Genomic DNA, 14,647 nt, shown 5'->3' with positions numbered 1-14,647 from the left:
CATGCCCCCCGTCTTCGCCCACGGGCGCCTCCGCCTGTACCTGCTCAAGCTGCTCGACGAGGCACCGCGCCACGGCTACGAGGTGATCAGGCTCCTGGAGGAGCGCTTCCAGGGGCTGTACGCCCCCTCGGCGGGCACGGTCTACCCCCGCCTGGCCAAGCTGGAGGCCGAGGGCCTGGTCCGCCACACCACGGAGGGCGGCCGCAAAGTCTACTCCATCACGGACGCGGGCCGCGCCGAACTGGCCGACCGAAGCGGCGAGTTGGCCGACCTGGAGCTGGAGATCCGCGAGTCCGTCGCGGAACTGGCGGCCGAGATCAGGGCCGATGTGCGCGGCGCGGCCGGCGACCTGCGCCGCGAGATGCGCGCGGCCGCCACCGAGGCCCGCCAGGGCGCGCGGACGGGCGCGGCGGGCCCGTCCGGGGAGTACCTGGGCGGCGACAAGGAGTCCTGGCGCGTCGCCAAGGAGGAGATGCGCCGGGCCAAGCAGGAGTGGAAGGAGCAGGCCCGCCGCGCCAAGGACGAGAGCCGCCGGGCCCGCGAGGAGGCCCAGCGGGCCCGCCACCAGGCCCAGGAGGCGCAGGCGCGGGCGCGGGCCCAGGCGCAGGAGGAGATGCAGCGCATCGCCCGCCATGTCCAGGACCGAGTCCAGGACCACTTCACGCGCGGCGACTGGCCGACCGGCGTCCGCGAGGGCCTGACCGAACTGGCCAAGGAGTTCGGCGACTTCGGCAAGGAGTGGAGCAAGGGGCTGGGCAAGGAGCGGGGCTTCACCCGCACCCCGCAGGATACGGCCCAGCCCCCCACCACCCCGGCGCCCGACTACGTCGAGCCGGCCGAGGAGTTCCCGGCCGAGTACGAACCTTCCTGGTCCCACGAGGACTTCACCGGAGACCCGGCCCGCGACCTGGACCGCCTGCTGGACCGCTTCCGCGACGACATCCGCGACACGGCCCGCGACCACGGGGTCACCACCGACCAACTCCGCGAAACCCGCCACCACCTGTCCACGGCGGCAGCGCGCATCGCCGCCCTGCTGCACCAGCCGAAGCCCTGACGCACCCCCGGCCGCCGGGGCGCCCCCCAAGGACGCCTCGCCCGGCCGGGACGGCCCACCCGCCCGGCCGGAAGGTCCGGCGGGGCGGGTGGGCCCGTCACAGCACGCCCTGCACCGTCTCGTACGTCACCCCGTGATCCGCCAGGACCTCGCCCGCCACCCCGGGACGCATCGTCAGGGACAGCAGGATGTGTTCGTCGCCGATACGGCCGTCACGGCGGCCGGCGGCGCTGCGCAGGGCGCCCTCCAGGACGTCCTTCGCGCCCCGGTCGAAGGAGCGCCGGCCCGACCACCGGCCCCGGCCCGCACGGCCGCCGGACATCGCGCCCACGCCGTGCGCCTCCTCGACCCGGGAGACGATCTCGGACACGTCGATCCCGAGTCCCGCGAGCGCGTCCGTCTCGGCCCGTGACAGCCCGGCCCGCCGCCGGGCCTCGGCCAGCGCCTCCCGCACGGAGGCCTTGCGCTGCGCGAGCCCGAGCGCGGCCAGCGCGGTCGACGCACGGCCGCTCTCGCGGTCGAGAAGGGCGAGCAGCAGATGCTCGGCGCCCACGGTCCGCTCCCCCGCCCGCTCGCAGTGGCCGACCGCGCCCTCGACGACCTCGCGGGCGTCCTTGGTGAAGTGTTCGAACATCACTGCCTCCCGTACTTCTTGTGCACGGCCTGCCTGCTGACACCCAGTTCCGCGGCGATCTCCTGCCACGACCAGCCCTGATTGCGCGCACTGCGCACCTGCACCGCCTCCAGCTGCTCCAGCAGCCTGCGCAACGCGGCCACGGCCCGCAGTCCCACCCGCGGGTCACGGTCACCGGCGCGCTCGGCGAGATCGGTTGCATCGGTCATGGTGTCAACCTACATTGACAGGACCGCCACGTCAACCAAAGTTGACATGACGGTCCCGTCGGCCAACCGGCCGACCACACTCAGGAGTTGGTCAGCACGATCTTCCCGAACTGCTCCCCCGACGCCAGCCGCTCGAAGCCCTCGCGGGCCCGGTCCAGCGGCAGCTCCTCGTCGATGACGGGCCGTACCCCGGTCGTGGCGCAGAAGGAGAGCAGGTCCTCCAGCTCCTCCTTGGTGCCCATGGTCGAGCCGACGACCTTCAGTTCCAGGAAGAAGATCCGGGTCAGCTCGGCGTGCGAGGGCCGGTCGCCGCTCGTCGCCCCGGAGATGACGATCGTCCCGCCGGGCCGCAGGGACTTCACCGAGTGCGACCAGGTGGCCGCGCCCACGGTCTCGATCACGGCGTCCACCCGCTGCGGCAGCCGCGCCCCCGGCTCCACGGCCTCCACGGCCCCCAGCTCCAGGGCCCGCTTCCGCTTCGCCTCGTCCCGGCTGGTGGCGAAGACGCGCAGCCCCGCCGCCCTGCCGAGCACGATCGCGGCCGTGGCGACCCCGCCGCCCGCGCCCTGCACGAGGACCGAGTCACCGGGCCGTACCCCGGCGTTGGTGAACAGCATCCGGTACGCCGTGAGCCACGCGGTCGGCAGACAGGCCGCCTCGGCGAAGGACAGCTCCTTGGGCTTGGGCAGCACGTTCCAGGTCGGTACGGCGACCTGCTCGGCGAAGGTGCCCTGGTAGCGCTCCGTGAGGATGGAGCGCGGCTCGTCCGGGCCGACGCCGTGGCCGGTCTGGCCGATGACGGAGTGCAGGACGACCTCGTTGCCGTCCGCGTCGACCCCGGCGGCGTCGCAGCCGAGGATCATCGGCAGCCGGTCCTCGGGGAGGCCGACGCCGCGCAGGGACCAGAGGTCGTGGTGGTTGAGGGAGGCGGCGCGCACATCGATCGTGCTCCAGCCGGGCCGGGCCTCGGGAGCCGGACGCTCCCCCAACTCAAGGCCGGTGAGCGGCTGGTCGCGGTCGATTCGGGCGGCGTAGACAGCGAACATGGGCCCGACGATAGGTGCGCGGATCAGCCGAGGGAACCAGGCACCCCTGTGACACATGCCCTCTTGCGCACCGGCACCCGTGCGGCGCAGACCGCGCGGCCGGCGCCGCGGAGAGCTCCTGACACGACTGGCCCCGCCTCAGCAGGCGGGGCCAGACGGTCCGGAGGTGTGTGCCCTAGAGGCGCGCGACCCCTTCGGCGCGGGCGGCCGCGGCCACCGCCGCGGTCACGGCCGGGGCGACCCGCTCGTCGAACGGCGAGGGGATCACGTAGTCGGCGGCGAGGTCGTCGCCCACCACGGCGGCCAGCGCCTCCGCGGCGGCGATCTTCATGCCCTCGGTGATCCGGGTGGCCCGCACCTGGAGCGCGCCCGCGAAGATGCCCGGGAACGCCAGCACGTTGTTGATCTGGTTCGGGAAGTCCGAGCGCCCGGTGGCGACGACCGCCGCGTACTTGTGCGCGACGTCCGGGTGGACCTCGGGGTTCGGGTTGGCCATCGCGAACACGAAGGCGCCCTCGGCCATGGAGGCCACGGCCGCCTCGGGCACCGTACCGCCGGAGACGCCGATGAAGACGTCGGCGCCCGCGAGGGCGTCCTCCAGCGAACCGGTGATGCCCGCCTTGTTGGTGAAGCCGGCCACCTCGCGCTTGACCGGGGTGAGGTCCTCCCGGTCGGCGGAGATGACGCCCTTGCGGTCCGTGAGGGCCACGTCCCCGACGCCGGCCCCGATCAGCATCTTGGCGATGGCCACACCGGCCGCGCCGGCGCCCGAGATGACGGCCCGCAGGTCGCCGATCTCCCGGCCGCTCAGCTTCGCCGCGTTGCGCAGCGCCGCGAGCGTCACGACGGCCGTGCCGTGCTGGTCGTCATGGAAGACCGGGATGTCGAGGCGCTCCTGGAGCTGCTTCTCGATCTCGAAGCACCGGGGCGCCGAGATGTCCTCCAGGTTCACGCCGCCGAAGGACGGAGCGAGCCGGACGACGGTCTCGACGATCTCGTCCACACCCGTGCAGTCGAGCGCGATGGGGACCGCGTCGACGCCGCCGAACTGCTTGAAAAGGATCGCCTTGCCCTCCATCACGGGGAGGGAGGCCTGGGGACCGATGTCCCCGAGCCCGAGCACGGCCGTACCGTCGGTCACGACGGCGACCACGTTGGACTTCCACGTGTAGTCGTTGACCAGTTCCGGCTGCTCCGCGATCGCGGTGCACACGCGCGCGACGCCGGGCGTGTACGCGAGGGAAAGGTCGTCCTTGTCGCGGACCGGCACGGTGGCCTGCACGGCCATCTTGCCGCCGCGGTGCAGCGCGAACGCCGGATCGAAGGACTCCAGGGGCTCGGCCCCGGCGTCCTGGTCCGTATTGCTGTCGCTGCGAGGATTGACGATCTCCGCTGCCACTTTGTCTTACCCCTTAGGTATGCATGGTTTGAGGGTCGACCACTCCTGGTGAGGGGTGGGCGGGCACCGCGTACGGCCCGATTGCTGATACGTACGAGCACATACACGACGGGCGCGCCGCACACGCGCCCTGAGCCCCGGATGAGGGGTGTAAAGAACCTTCTTACCGGACGGACGGTGCCCACGACGAGTCCATTAGGTCCAAGGTCACATCTGACAACCAGAGAGCCACACGCAGATGACACGAGGCTGACGTCCGCCCCAAGGGCGCGGGGCCGGGCCCGCAGTCGGGCCCGCAGCCAGGCGCAAGCCGCCGCTACGCGGGTAGATACATGGACCACATCGTGAGATACACCGAAGATTCTCCGGCATAAGTGCTGGATTTCCGCAGATGATCCGGCGGCCAACGACCGTTGTTGCGCCGACCTGATGCGGTTCGGGGGGTCACCCGTTATGCGATTTTGACATAGTCGCCACCTCGAATGGCGCAGTCCGAATGGCAAGATGCCGTAAACCCGCGAGGTCGTGACACCCGAAGGTGTGTGTTCCAGTCGACCCATCGGTACTTCTTCATCTCTTCCCATCCGCCGGAGGATCCACGATGACCGCACGTTCCACCCGTCGTACCACCGCCACGCACTCCCGTCTGGCCGCGGTGGGGGCGATCGCGGTCGCAGGCGCCCTGCTGGTCACCGGCTGCGGCGACCAGACGAAGGACAAGAACAAGGGCTCCGGCAGCGGCTCCTCCGTCGCCGGCGCGCCGCTCAGCAGCAAGCTCCCGGCCGACATCCGGAACAAGGGCGAGATAAAGGTCGGATCGGACATCGCGTACGCCCCCGTGGAGTTCAAGGACTCCTCCGGCAACGTCACCGGCCTCGACCCCGACCTCGCGGCGGCCATGGGCAAGCAGCTCGGCGTGAAGCTGACCTTCGAGAACGGCACCTTCGACGGCCTGCTCACCGGTCTGCGCTCGGGCCGCTACGACATCGCGATGTCCGCGATGACGGACAACAAGAACCGCCAGCAGGGCGTCGACCCGGACACGGGCAAGAAGGTCGGCGAGGGCGTCGACTTCGTGGACTACCTGACCGCCGGCGTCTCGATCTACACGCGCAAGGGCGACACCCAGGGCATCAACGGCTGGGCGGACCTGTGCGGCAAGAAGATCGCCGTCGAGCGCGGCACCGTCTCGGAGGACCTGGCCAAGCAGGAGGCCAAGAAGTGTCCGGGCGGCAAGAAGCTCTCCATCGAGCCCTTCGACGACGACCAGCAGTCCCAGACCCGGCTGCGCTCGGGCGGTGTGGACGCCGCCTCCTCCGACTTCCCGGTGGCCGCGTACGCGGTGAAGACCTCCGGCGGCGGCAAGGACTTCCAGACCGTCGGCCAGCAGGTCGAGGCGGCCCCGTACGGCATCGCCGTCTCCAAGGAGGCCACGCAGCTGCGCGACGCGCTCCAGGCCGCGATGAACGCGATCATCAAGAACGGCGAGTACGCGAAGATCCTCCAGAAGTGGGGCGCCCAGGACGGCGCCGTCCAGCAGTCCGTGATCAACGGCGGCAAGTGACCCGCGCAGGCGAGCGGCCACTGAGAGGCAACACCCGTGACTGACAACGAGAAGACGGCCGGGGCGGCGCCCGCGGCCCGCCCGGAGGCCGTCAGGGCCATCCCGGTCCGCCACTACGGACGGTACGTCACCGCCGTCGTGGCCATCGCGATCCTCGTCGCGATCATCTACGCGTTCGGCCAGGGCAAGATCAACTGGCACGCGGTGCCGGAGTACTTCTTCGACCACCGGATCATGACCGGTGTCAGCAAGACCCTCCTGCTGACCGTCCTGTCGATGCTGATCGGCATCGTCGGCGGCATCGTCCTCGCGATCATGCGGCTGTCGAAGAACCCGGTGACCTCGTCGATCGCCTGGTTCTACATCTGGTTCTTCCGCGGCACCCCGGTCCTGGTCCAGCTGTTCCTCTGGTTCAACCTGGGCCTGGTCTTCGAGTACATCAACCTGATGCCGTTCTACAAGGACTACTGGTCGAACTTCATGACGCCGCTGCTGACGGCGCTGCTCGGCCTGGGTCTGAACGAGGCGGCGTACATGGCCGAGATCTGCCGGGCGGGCCTGCTCGCGGTGGACGAGGGCCAGACCGAGGCGGCCCACGCGCTCGGCATGAGCCACGCCAGGACCCTGCGCCGGGTGATCATCCCGCAGGCGATGCGCGTGATCGTGCCGCCGACGGGCAACGAGGTCATCAACATGCTGAAGACGACCTCGCTCGTGGCGGCCGTCCAGTATCCCGAGCTCTTCCGTTACGCCCAGGACATCGGCCAGAACTCCGGCGCCCCGGTGGAGATGTACTTCCTCGCCGCGGCCTGGTACCTGATCATGACGTCGATCCTGAGCGTCGGCCAGTACTACATCGAGCGGTACTACGCCCGCGGCTCCAGCCGCAGCCTGCCGCCGACCCCGTGGCAGAAGGTGAAGGCCAACATGTTCTCGCTGGGCCGGCCGAAGGGAGCGGTGAGCGCATGAGCGACAAGCTGAACGAGACCGAGGGCGCCGCCCCCGTGCGCGGCGGCGTGCCGATGGTCAGGGCGCAGGGCGTGCACAAGTCCTTCGGCCACGTCGAGGTGCTCAAGGGCATCGACCTGGAGGTGAAGCCGGGCGAGGTGTTCTGCCTCATCGGCCCCTCCGGCTCCGGCAAGAGCACGTTTCTCAGGTGCATCAACCATCTTGAGAAGATCAACGCCGGCCGGCTGTACGTCGACGGCGAGCTGGTCGGCTACCGCCAGCAGGGCGACAAGCTGTACGAGCTGCGCGACCGCGAGGTCGCCATGAAGCGCCGGGACATCGGCATGGTCTTCCAGCGCTTCAACCTGTTCCCGCACATGACGGCCGTGGAGAACGTCATGGAGGCACCGGTCCAGGTCAAGGGGGCCGGCAAGGCGCAGGCCAAGGAGCGGGCCATGCAACTGCTGGAGCGCGTGGGCCTGGCCGACCGGGCCGGGCACTACCCCTCGCAGCTCTCCGGCGGCCAGCAGCAGCGCGTGGCGATCGCCCGGGCGCTCGCGATGGACCCGAAGCTGATGCTGTTCGACGAGCCGACCTCGGCCCTGGACCCGGAGCTGGTCGGTGACGTCCTGGACGTCATGCGCGATCTCGCCGAGTCCGGCATGACGATGGTCGTCGTCACGCACGAGATGGGCTTCGCCCGCGAAGTGGGCGACAGCCTGGTGTTCATGGACGAGGGCGTGGTGGTCGAATCCGGCCATCCGCGGGACGTCCTGACCAACCCGCAGCACGAGCGGACGCAGTCGTTCCTGTCCAAGGTGCTGTGAGCGGGTGACGCGGCGAGGGGCGGTACGGATCTCCCGTACCGCCCCTTTTCGCCCGTGAACGGCCTACTTCACGGCGAGCAGCAGCGTGTCCGACGGGGAGCACCACACCGCCCGCGCCTCGCCGAAGCCCCGGGCCAGCAGCGTGCGCGCGTGCCACGCGGCCGAGGGCGTGTCGCCTTCGGCGTGCTCGCCGTAGATCTCGAAGCGGCGGGCGGTGGGCTCGGCGAGCACCGGGTCCTGCGCCGCCAGCTGCCACCACTGGGCCCAGTCCACGACACCGTCCTCTTTGGCCCGATCCATCCGGGCGTGGCGCTGGGCGCGCTCGGCCGCGTTGATCCGGGGCGTGCCCTCGTCGATCATGTGGTCCGCGTTCATGAAGACACCGCCGTCGCGGACCAGCCCCGCGACCTGGCCGTAGAGGGTCGCGAGGGGTTCGCTGTGCAGCCAGTGCAGGGCCGTGGCGGTGAGGACGGCGTCGTAGGAGTCGTACGGCAGCTGCGCCGACCACGCGGGGTCCTTGAGGTCGGCGGTGACGAAGGAGACCCGCGCGTCGCCCGCGAAGGTGCCGCGCGCGATGGCGAGCAGGGCCGGGTCGAGGTCGACGCCGGTGCTGGTCGCCTCCGGGAAGCGGGCCAGCAGCCGGGCGGTGATGCTGCCGGTGCCGCACGCGAGGTCGAGGACCCGCGGGGCCGTCCCGACCAGCGCCTCGACCATGTCCAGCATGATCCGGAACCGCTCCTCGCGGTCCGGCATGTACCACTCCTGCTGCCGGTCCCAGCTGTGCTGCCAGGCGGCCCAGTCGGTGCCCGTGCTCGTCGTCATCGGATCCGTCCCCCTTGTCCACAAGGCATGCGTAATACCCTGGATGCACGACCGGCTGTTACCCGACCGCAGACACGACCATAAAGCGCCCTCGTAAGGACTACAAGTGGAACTGGCCTATTACTCGGATTACGCCGTCCGTCTCGTCAACAGCGAGGAACCGGCGCGGGGGAAGGACTCCCTGACCTCGGTCGAGGCCGTCCGCGATCTGTTCGGCGCCAACAACTCCTCCACGGCCCGGCGCGCCACCGACGCCGACGTCACCCGCTTCCGCTCGGTACGGGCACGGCTGCGCGCGGTCTTCGAGGCGGCGGACCAGGGCGACGAGACGCTGGCCGTGGACCTGCTGAACTCGCTGCTCCTGGAGTTCCCGGTCAGCCCGCAGATCTCCGGGCACGACTTCCGGGACGAGGACGGCCGCCCGCTGTGGCACATGCACCTGGCCGACCACCCGTCCAACCCGACCGCGGGCTACGCCGCCATCGCGGCGATGGGCCTGGCCTTCCACCTCACCGAGTACGGCGTCGACCGGCTGGGCCTGTGCGAGGCGGCCCCGTGCCGCAACGCCTATCTCGACACGTCCACCAACCGCTCCCGGCGCTACTGCTCGGACCGCTGCGCGACCCGCGCCAACGTCGCCGCCTACCGGGCCCGCAAGCGCCTGGAGGCCGACCGGTCCGGCAGCAGCGGCCGCGCGGCCGAGAGCACCCAGCGCGCCAGCGCCAGCGGCGAGCGCTGACCGGCGGGCCACGGCCGGTACCTGAAGTACGCCTTCCCCAGGACCAGTTCGTCCGGTACGACCCCGTAGTCGGTGCTGTCCCCGCCCGCGTACGGGTTGTCCCCGAGCACCCACCAGCCGCCCTCGCGCCGCTCCACGGCCCGCTTGACGACGAGCAGATCCTGCTGGAACGGATGCCGCAGCACGACGACGTCCCCCGGCCGCACGACCGCTCCGTACCGCAGCAGCAGCCGGTCCCCGTGCCGGAGCGTGGGCACCATGGACGGGCCCGTCACCTCGGCCAGCCCGAACGGCGCCCCGGCCCTCCCCCGTTCGGTCTCCTGCGACAGCTCCGGCATCCCCGGCACCTCCCCGGTCCGTTCCTCCACCAGTCTCAGTCTGACCCTGGACTTTTGTCCTAAGCCCTAGGGGGCACCCGAGAAATCGCCTTCCTCAGGGAGTAATGTCGCACCTGAGAAGACGATCACGAGGAAGGAATGCTCCATGCTTTCCCGCCTGTTTGCCCCCAAGGTCAAGGTCAGCGCCCACTGCGACCTGCCCTGCGGCGTCTACGACCCGGCCCAGGCCCGCATCGAGGCGGAGTCGGTGAAGGCCGTGCAGGAGAAGATGGCCGCCAACGACGACGCCCACTTCCAGGCGCGTGCCGCAATCATCAAGGAGCAGCGCGCGGAGCTCGCGAAGCACCACGTCTCCGTGCTGTGGAGCGACTACTTCAAGGCCCCGCACTTCGAGAAGTACCCGGAGCTGCACCAGCTGGTCAACGACACCCTGAAGGCCCTGTCGGCCGCCAAGGCGTCGACCGACCCGGCGACCGGCCAGAAGGCTCTGGACTACATCGCCCAGATCGACAAGATCTTCTGGGAGACCAAGAAGGCCTGATCCTGGATCAGACCTTGTGACCTGCATTCTCTTTATTCTGCAGGGTCTACTTGTCCGCACCCGGACCGCGGGGCGCCGAGCACGGCGTCCGCGTGGTCCGGGTGCGGACTTTTTGCTCCCTCTGCCGCCCGCCAGGGCCCCGGCTCCCGCGATCGCGGCATGCTGCGGCCGGGAGGAACCGGGCAGATCCCTGGGCGCGGCGACGACGACTCGGCCCCGTGCCGGGCGCATAGGCGGCAGGGTGGCAGGGCAGCGCCCAGCGCAGGGCGTGTGGTGGTTGCCGCTCCGTCATGCCAAGGCCCCTTCGGGCGGACGGCGGACGGCGGGCACGCGGCGCTCGGCCTCGGCGAGGGCGTAGACCTTGCGGGCCCGGCCGTTCCCGCGGCCGGGCCCCTCGGTCGTACGCACCGAGTCAGTGGAACTGCGGCACGATCAGGTAGATCCCGTACGCCACCACCGCCGCGCAGGCGAGGAAGCACAGGCCTGCCTGGGCGCGGCCGGCCGCGCCGCCGGTGCCGTCGTCCGCGGCGTCGCGCGCGGTGTCGGCGCGGGACAGGCCGAGGACGCCGAAGGTGAAGACGACGACCACGGCGACCGTGACGCCGAGGCTGACCGCGGCCACGCGGCCGAGGGCGGACCAGTCGACATGCATGAGGGACTCCCGGGGGTTCAGGCGGCCGTGCCGACCTTGGTCGGGGCCGAGGTGCGAAGGGTGACCTCGTGGTGGTCGTTGACGTTGTCGGCGCGCACCGGGTTGCGGCGGGACGCGGCGACGATGACCCCGGTGAGGGCCAGGGCGACCAGCGCGATCACGGCCGTACCGACGTTGCCGCCGTGCTTGACGACGCTCGCCGCGAGGCCGCCGACCAGCGCCGCCGCGGGCAGCGTGATCAGCCAGGCCAGCACCATGCGGCCGGCCACGCCCCAGCGGACCTCCGCGAGCCGGCGGCCCAGGCCCGCGCCGAGGATGCTGCCGGAGGCGACCTGCGTGGTGGACAGCGCGAAGCCGAGGTGGGCGGAGGTGAGGATCACCGCCGTGGACGCGGTCTCGGCGGCGAAGCCCTGCGGGGACTGGATCTCCGCGAGGCCCTTGCCCATGGTGCGGATGATCCGCCAGCCGCCCAGGTAGGTGCCGAGGCCGATGGCCACGCCGGCCGAGCCGATCACCCACACCGGCGGGCCGGCCTCATGGCCGAGCGCGCCCGCCGAGATCAGGGTCAGCGTGATCACGCCCATGGTCTTCTGCGCGTCGTTCGTGCCGTGGGCGAGCGAGACCAGGGAGGCGGAGGCGATCTGGCCGAGCCGGAAGCCCTTCGTCACCGAGTCCTGGCGGGCGCGGGCGCTGAGCCTGTAGGCGAGGTAGGTGGCGACCAGCGCCGCCACACCGGCCACGACCGGGGAGACCACCGCGGGGAGGAGCACCTTCTCGACAACCTTGTCGAGGTGCACGCCGTGGGAACCCGCGCCGACCCAGACCGCGCCGATCAGTCCGCCGAAGAGGGCGTGGGAGGAACTGGAGGGGAGTCCGGCGAGCCACGTCACCAGGTTCCACAGGATCGCCCCGACCAGCCCCGCGAAGATCATCGACGGGCTGACCAGTGTGTCGTCCACGATCCCGCCGGAGATCGTCTTCGCGACCTCGGTGGACAGGAAGGCCCCGACGATGTTGAGGACCCCGCTGACCAGGACCGCTGTACGCGGTTTGAGCGCACCGGTGGCGATGGAGGTGGCCATCGCGTTCGCGGTGTCGTGGAATCCGTTCGTGAAGTCGAACGCCAGAGCCGTGACGATGACGACCGCCACGAGGAACGTGATGTGGTCCATTCCGCAAGGCTGGCAAGGGCAGGCCAATGCACGGAGAACTGAAGGCGAACGGCGTGTCGAAGATGGGGGACTCTGTTGTGTGCTCGTGTGCGGAAACGTCGGATCTCCCGGTGTCAGTGCCCTGTGCCACGCTGTGAACGCGACCGAGGAGGCACGGATGACCGTTCTGGAGGACCTCAGACGGCTGCGCCGCGTGCGCGACCGGATGGACCGTGAGTACGCCGAGCCGCTCGACATGACCGAGCTGGCCCGGGGCGCCCACATGTCCCCGGGCCACTTCCAGCGCAGCTTCCGCAAGGCCTTCGGCGAGACGCCGTACAGCTATCTGATGACCCGCAGGATCGAGCGGGCCAAGGCACTGCTGCGCCGGGGCGACCTCACGGTGACCGAGGTGTGCCTCGCCGTGGGCTGTACGTCGCTCGGCTCCTTCAGCTCCCGCTTCACCGAGCTGGTCGGGGAGACACCGAGCGCCTACCGCGCCCGGGACCACGAGGAGAGCGCGGTGATCCCGTCCTGCGTGGCCCGTACGTTCACCCGCCCGCGCCGCAGACCCTACTGACCCCGGCTCCCTGGGCGCCGTACCGAACTCGCGCGCGCCCGCGTCCGGGCGGGCTTAGCGTGAGGTCATGGACGTGAAACTCAAGCAGTGCTTCATCTCGGTGGACGACCACGACAAGGCGCTCGCCTTCTACCGCGACGTGCTCGGCCTGGAGGTCCGTAACGACGTGGGCTTCGAGGGCATGCGCTGGGTGACGCTGGGCTCGCCGCTCCAGCCGGACGTCGAGATCGTGCTGGAGCCGCCGGGCGCGAACCCGGACGCCTCCCCCGCCGACCGGCAGGCGATGGCCGAACTGCTCGCCAAGGGCATGCTCCGGGGCGTCATCTTCACGACCGAGGACTGCGACGCCCTGTACGAGCGGGTGCGCGAGTCCGGCGCCGACGTGCTCCAGGAGCCGACGGACCAGCCGTACGGCGTACGCGACTGCGCCTTCCGTGACCCGGCGGGCAACCAGCTGCGCTTCCTCCAGCGGCCCGCGGAGTAGCAGCCGGCGGCGGGCACGGCAGCGGGTGTGGCGAAAGCCCGGCGACGGCGCGGGAGTTCGCCCCTACACTCCGGAGCGTGATCATTCGCTGGACGTACGCCTTCGCCGACCGCCCCGCCGGCCGGCTGCCCGAGGCCCTCGCCTTCTGGACCTCGGTCACCGGCACCCGGCCGTCCGAACCCCGGGGCGAGCGGGGCGAGTTCCTGACCCTGCTGCCCGACCCGGCCACCGGGGCGGACGCGTGCGTGAAGCTCCAGGGGGTGACCGAGGGGGACGGCGGCGCCCATCTCGACCTGTGCGTGGAGGACGTGCGGGAGTCGGCCGGGGCGGCCCGCGCCCTCGGTGCGGACCCGGTCGCGGACCACGGCGATTGGGTCGTACTGCGCTCCCCCGCCGGGCAGTTGTTCTGCCTGGTGCCCTGGCGCGGCGAGGCGGTACGGCCGCCCGTGGTGGCGGGCAGCCGGCTGGACCAGGTCTGCCTCGACATCCCGCCGTCCGCGTACGCCGCCGAGTCGGACTTCTGGGCCGCGCTCACGGGCTGGGAGCGGCTGACGGGTTCCCGGCCGGAGTTCGAGGCGCTGCGGCCGCCGGCGGGACTGCCCGTGCGGATCCTGCTCCAGCGGCTCGACTCCGAGCGACCCGCCGCCGCCCATCTCGACCTCGCCTGTACGGACATCCGCGCGGTCCGTGCCCGGCACGAGGAGCTGGGAGCCGTCCCGGTGGCGCACGGCCCGCACTGGTCGGTGATGCGCGATCCGGCCGGCGGCGTCTACTGCCTGACCGGCCGCGACCCCGAGACGGGCGGCCTGCCGGCCGCTCGGCGGAACGACGTCGCGTAGAGGCGGATGACCGCGGCGTGCCCGGACGCCGCGGCCCGGTCGGCCGGCGGACCCGGCGGGCACGAGGCCTCGCCGTCCGCCGGCCGGGCCCGGCGCGGGCGAGGCACCGGGCCGTTCTGGACCGGCTGCACGGCTCGCGGGGCCGGGCGTCCTCCTGGAGTGCGAGCGCGAGGCCTCCGCCCACGGCGACGGCGGCCGCCCAGTCCGCCACCGCCCGGCGCCACCGCCGGCCCGCACCCCTCACCCCCAGGGCTCCACCTCCACCACCGCGCCGACGGGCAGCGGCCCGTACACGTGCGGGAACTCCTCGCCGTCCGGCTCCATCGCCTCGTACTTCACCGGCACGCCGACCAGGGCCGGGTCCACGACGAGCACGACCAGCTCGTCCGGGCCGTCGTAGTCGCCGTAGAGGAAGGCGGCGATGCGCGGGAGCTGTTCGCGCGTGGAGAAGTGGATGAAGCCCTCTTCCTGGAGGGTGCGGCCGCGCGTGGACACCTCGTAGCTGCCGCGCTCGCGGGCCGCCTCCCACAGGGAGCGTTCGGTGATGTGGAGGATGGGGGGCAGTTTCGGCATGCGTTCACGGTACGTCGCCGTCGCTGCGGAGCCGTGACGATTTCCGTCGCCCGCGCACAGCGGCGGGCCCTGCACACTGTGGGGATGTGCGGGGACCGCCTCAACCGGAGCCCCGGCCGCCGTACGGGGTCAGGAGCCGCACGACGACCGGGGTCCGGGGTCTTTCCGACCGCCGCCACAGGAGCGAGACCGGCCACGACGGCGCCGCAGACGCCCGACGGCACATCGCGGCGCCCCCGGCGGA

Annotated in this window: 18 protein-coding genes; 9 read left to right on the top strand and 9 right to left on the bottom strand. The window is 71.4% G+C overall.

The genetic code is table 11. The features are described from left to right. The first annotated feature begins 1 nt into the window (after position 1). Positions 2-1,057: a PadR family transcriptional regulator gene (locus AC4OXY_RS31880; protein WP_376288867.1), complete on the top strand. Its 1,056-nt coding sequence runs from the start codon at positions 2-4 to the stop codon at positions 1,055-1,057. A 97-nt stretch (positions 1,058-1,154) separates the two neighbouring features. Here the strand turns inward: AC4OXY_RS31880 and AC4OXY_RS31875 are convergent, their stop codons facing one another. From AC4OXY_RS31875 to AC4OXY_RS31860, 4 genes are all read right to left on the bottom strand, one after another. Further along, on the bottom strand, positions 1,155-1,691 hold the full coding sequence (locus AC4OXY_RS31875; RefSeq protein WP_491991472.1) for a Clp protease N-terminal domain-containing protein: 537 nt from the start codon (positions 1,689-1,691) through the stop codon (positions 1,155-1,157). After that, positions 1,691-1,900, bottom strand: coding sequence for a helix-turn-helix domain-containing protein (locus AC4OXY_RS31870; RefSeq protein ID WP_037851906.1), 210 nt, complete (start codon positions 1,898-1,900; stop codon positions 1,691-1,693). Before AC4OXY_RS31870 ends, AC4OXY_RS31875 begins: the two co-directional genes overlap by 1 nt. 80 nt (positions 1,901-1,980) lie before the next feature. Then, positions 1,981-2,946, bottom strand: coding sequence for a zinc-binding dehydrogenase (locus AC4OXY_RS31865; RefSeq protein ID WP_356028883.1), 966 nt, complete (start codon positions 2,944-2,946; stop codon positions 1,981-1,983). 175 nt (positions 2,947-3,121) lie between these two features. Beyond that, a complete protein-coding gene (locus AC4OXY_RS31860; RefSeq protein WP_356028886.1) occupies positions 3,122-4,345 on the bottom strand; it encodes an NAD(P)-dependent malic enzyme in 1,224 nt (407 codons plus the stop codon). 601 nt (positions 4,346-4,946) lie between these two features. On the opposite strand from AC4OXY_RS31860, the gene AC4OXY_RS31855 reads away from it, so the two are divergent. From AC4OXY_RS31855 to AC4OXY_RS31845, 3 genes are read left to right on the top strand one after another with little or no spacing between them, the layout of a single operon-like run. Further along, entirely contained in the window at positions 4,947-5,909 is a 963-nt protein-coding gene (locus tag AC4OXY_RS31855) for an ABC transporter substrate-binding protein (RefSeq protein WP_356028888.1), read from the top strand. A 36-nt stretch (positions 5,910-5,945) separates the two neighbouring features. Continuing rightward, positions 5,946-6,878, top strand: coding sequence for an amino acid ABC transporter permease (locus AC4OXY_RS31850; protein WP_356028891.1), 933 nt, complete (start codon positions 5,946-5,948; stop codon positions 6,876-6,878). 53 nt (positions 6,879-6,931) lie between these two features. After that, positions 6,932-7,684: an amino acid ABC transporter ATP-binding protein gene (locus AC4OXY_RS31845; protein WP_356029119.1), complete on the top strand. Its 753-nt coding sequence runs from the start codon at positions 6,932-6,934 to the stop codon at positions 7,682-7,684. A gap of 63 nt (positions 7,685-7,747) precedes the next feature. Here the strand turns inward: AC4OXY_RS31845 and AC4OXY_RS31840 are convergent, their stop codons facing one another. After that, a complete protein-coding gene (locus AC4OXY_RS31840; RefSeq protein WP_356028893.1) occupies positions 7,748-8,506 on the bottom strand; it encodes a class I SAM-dependent methyltransferase in 759 nt (252 codons plus the stop codon). 106 nt (positions 8,507-8,612) lie between these two features. Between AC4OXY_RS31840 and AC4OXY_RS31835 the strand changes: the two genes are divergently transcribed. Further along, entirely contained in the window at positions 8,613-9,245 is a 633-nt protein-coding gene (locus AC4OXY_RS31835) for a CGNR zinc finger domain-containing protein (RefSeq protein ID WP_356028895.1), read from the top strand. Here the strand turns inward: AC4OXY_RS31835 and sodX are convergent. Then, the gene (gene sodX, locus AC4OXY_RS31830; protein ID WP_356029121.1) at positions 9,149-9,583 is read right to left on the bottom strand and encodes a nickel-type superoxide dismutase maturation protease; all 435 of its coding nucleotides are present in this window, start codon (positions 9,581-9,583) and stop codon (positions 9,149-9,151) included. The two genes, AC4OXY_RS31835 and sodX, sit on opposite strands and share 97 nt — an antisense overlap. A 145-nt stretch (positions 9,584-9,728) precedes the next feature. Here sodX and sodN point away from each other — a divergent pair, with 145 nt between their 5' ends. Continuing rightward, complete coding sequence (sodN, locus tag AC4OXY_RS31825; RefSeq protein WP_356028896.1) at positions 9,729-10,124, top strand: superoxide dismutase, Ni; 396 nt, start codon at positions 9,729-9,731, stop codon at positions 10,122-10,124. Between the two features lie 412 nt (positions 10,125-10,536). Here the strand turns inward: sodN and AC4OXY_RS31820 are convergent, their stop codons facing one another. Both AC4OXY_RS31820 and AC4OXY_RS31815 read right to left on the bottom strand, forming a co-directional pair. Beyond that, the gene (locus AC4OXY_RS31820) at positions 10,537-10,776 is read right to left on the bottom strand and encodes a hypothetical protein (RefSeq protein ID WP_356028899.1); all 240 of its coding nucleotides are present in this window, start codon (positions 10,774-10,776) and stop codon (positions 10,537-10,539) included. A gap of 17 nt (positions 10,777-10,793) precedes the next feature. After that, the gene (locus tag AC4OXY_RS31815; RefSeq protein WP_491991471.1) at positions 10,794-11,948 is read right to left on the bottom strand and encodes an inorganic phosphate transporter; all 1,155 of its coding nucleotides are present in this window, start codon (positions 11,946-11,948) and stop codon (positions 10,794-10,796) included. A 157-nt stretch (positions 11,949-12,105) separates the two neighbouring features. On the opposite strand from AC4OXY_RS31815, the gene AC4OXY_RS31810 reads away from it, so the two are divergent. The 3 genes from AC4OXY_RS31810 (at position 12,106) to AC4OXY_RS31800 (ending at position 13,830) form a co-directional block, all read left to right on the top strand. Next, complete coding sequence (locus AC4OXY_RS31810) at positions 12,106-12,507, top strand: helix-turn-helix transcriptional regulator (protein WP_071384220.1); 402 nt, start codon at positions 12,106-12,108, stop codon at positions 12,505-12,507. A gap of 67 nt (positions 12,508-12,574) precedes the next feature. After that, positions 12,575-12,991: a VOC family protein gene (locus AC4OXY_RS31805; protein WP_071376507.1), complete on the top strand. Its 417-nt coding sequence runs from the start codon at positions 12,575-12,577 to the stop codon at positions 12,989-12,991. Positions 12,992-13,068: 77 nt separating this feature from the next. Continuing rightward, positions 13,069-13,830 carry a VOC family protein gene (locus tag AC4OXY_RS31800; protein WP_491991470.1) on the top strand — a complete coding sequence of 254 codons (762 nt, stop codon included), beginning with the start codon at positions 13,069-13,071 and terminating at the stop codon, positions 13,828-13,830. 240 nt (positions 13,831-14,070) lie between these two features. Here the strand turns inward: AC4OXY_RS31800 and AC4OXY_RS31795 are convergent, their stop codons facing one another. Then, positions 14,071-14,403 carry a DUF952 domain-containing protein gene (locus tag AC4OXY_RS31795; protein WP_376288864.1) on the bottom strand — a complete coding sequence of 111 codons (333 nt, stop codon included), beginning with the start codon at positions 14,401-14,403 and terminating at the stop codon, positions 14,071-14,073. Positions 14,404-14,647: the final 244 nt, after the last annotated feature.

It is taken from the genome of Streptomyces sp. HUAS MG56 (genome assembly GCF_058673395.1).
The sequence above is the reverse complement of the archived record's forward strand: the minus strand, read 5'-3'. Positions and strand labels throughout refer to the sequence as shown.

Excerpts from the sequence above, each read along its gene's own strand:
- AC4OXY_RS31855 (WP_356028888.1), top strand. The coding sequence starts at position 4,947 with ATGACCGCACGTTCCACCCGTCGTACCACCGCCACGCACTCCCGTCTG.
- AC4OXY_RS31865 (WP_356028883.1), bottom strand. The coding sequence starts at position 2,946 with ATGTTCGCTGTCTACGCCGCCCGAATCGACCGCGACCAGCCGCTCACC.
- AC4OXY_RS31880 (WP_376288867.1), top strand. The coding sequence starts at position 2 with ATGCCCCCCGTCTTCGCCCACGGGCGCCTCCGCCTGTACCTGCTCAAG.
- AC4OXY_RS31805 (WP_071376507.1), top strand. The coding sequence starts at position 12,575 with ATGGACGTGAAACTCAAGCAGTGCTTCATCTCGGTGGACGACCACGAC.
- AC4OXY_RS31810 (WP_071384220.1), top strand. The coding sequence starts at position 12,106 with ATGACCGTTCTGGAGGACCTCAGACGGCTGCGCCGCGTGCGCGACCGG.
- AC4OXY_RS31840 (WP_356028893.1), bottom strand. The coding sequence starts at position 8,506 with ATGACGACGAGCACGGGCACCGACTGGGCCGCCTGGCAGCACAGCTGG.
- AC4OXY_RS31870 (WP_037851906.1), bottom strand. The coding sequence starts at position 1,900 with ATGACCGATGCAACCGATCTCGCCGAGCGCGCCGGTGACCGTGACCCG.
- AC4OXY_RS31820 (WP_356028899.1), bottom strand. The coding sequence starts at position 10,776 with ATGCATGTCGACTGGTCCGCCCTCGGCCGCGTGGCCGCGGTCAGCCTC.
- AC4OXY_RS31845 (WP_356029119.1), top strand. The coding sequence starts at position 6,932 with ATGGTCAGGGCGCAGGGCGTGCACAAGTCCTTCGGCCACGTCGAGGTG.
- AC4OXY_RS31795 (WP_376288864.1), bottom strand. The coding sequence starts at position 14,403 with ATGCCGAAACTGCCCCCCATCCTCCACATCACCGAACGCTCCCTGTGG.
- sodN (WP_356028896.1), top strand. The coding sequence starts at position 9,729 with ATGCTTTCCCGCCTGTTTGCCCCCAAGGTCAAGGTCAGCGCCCACTGC.
- sodX (WP_356029121.1), bottom strand. The coding sequence starts at position 9,583 with ATGCCGGAGCTGTCGCAGGAGACCGAACGGGGGAGGGCCGGGGCGCCG.
- AC4OXY_RS31875 (WP_491991472.1), bottom strand. The coding sequence starts at position 1,691 with ATGTTCGAACACTTCACCAAGGACGCCCGCGAGGTCGTCGAGGGCGCG.
- AC4OXY_RS31815 (WP_491991471.1), bottom strand. The coding sequence starts at position 11,948 with ATGGACCACATCACGTTCCTCGTGGCGGTCGTCATCGTCACGGCTCTG.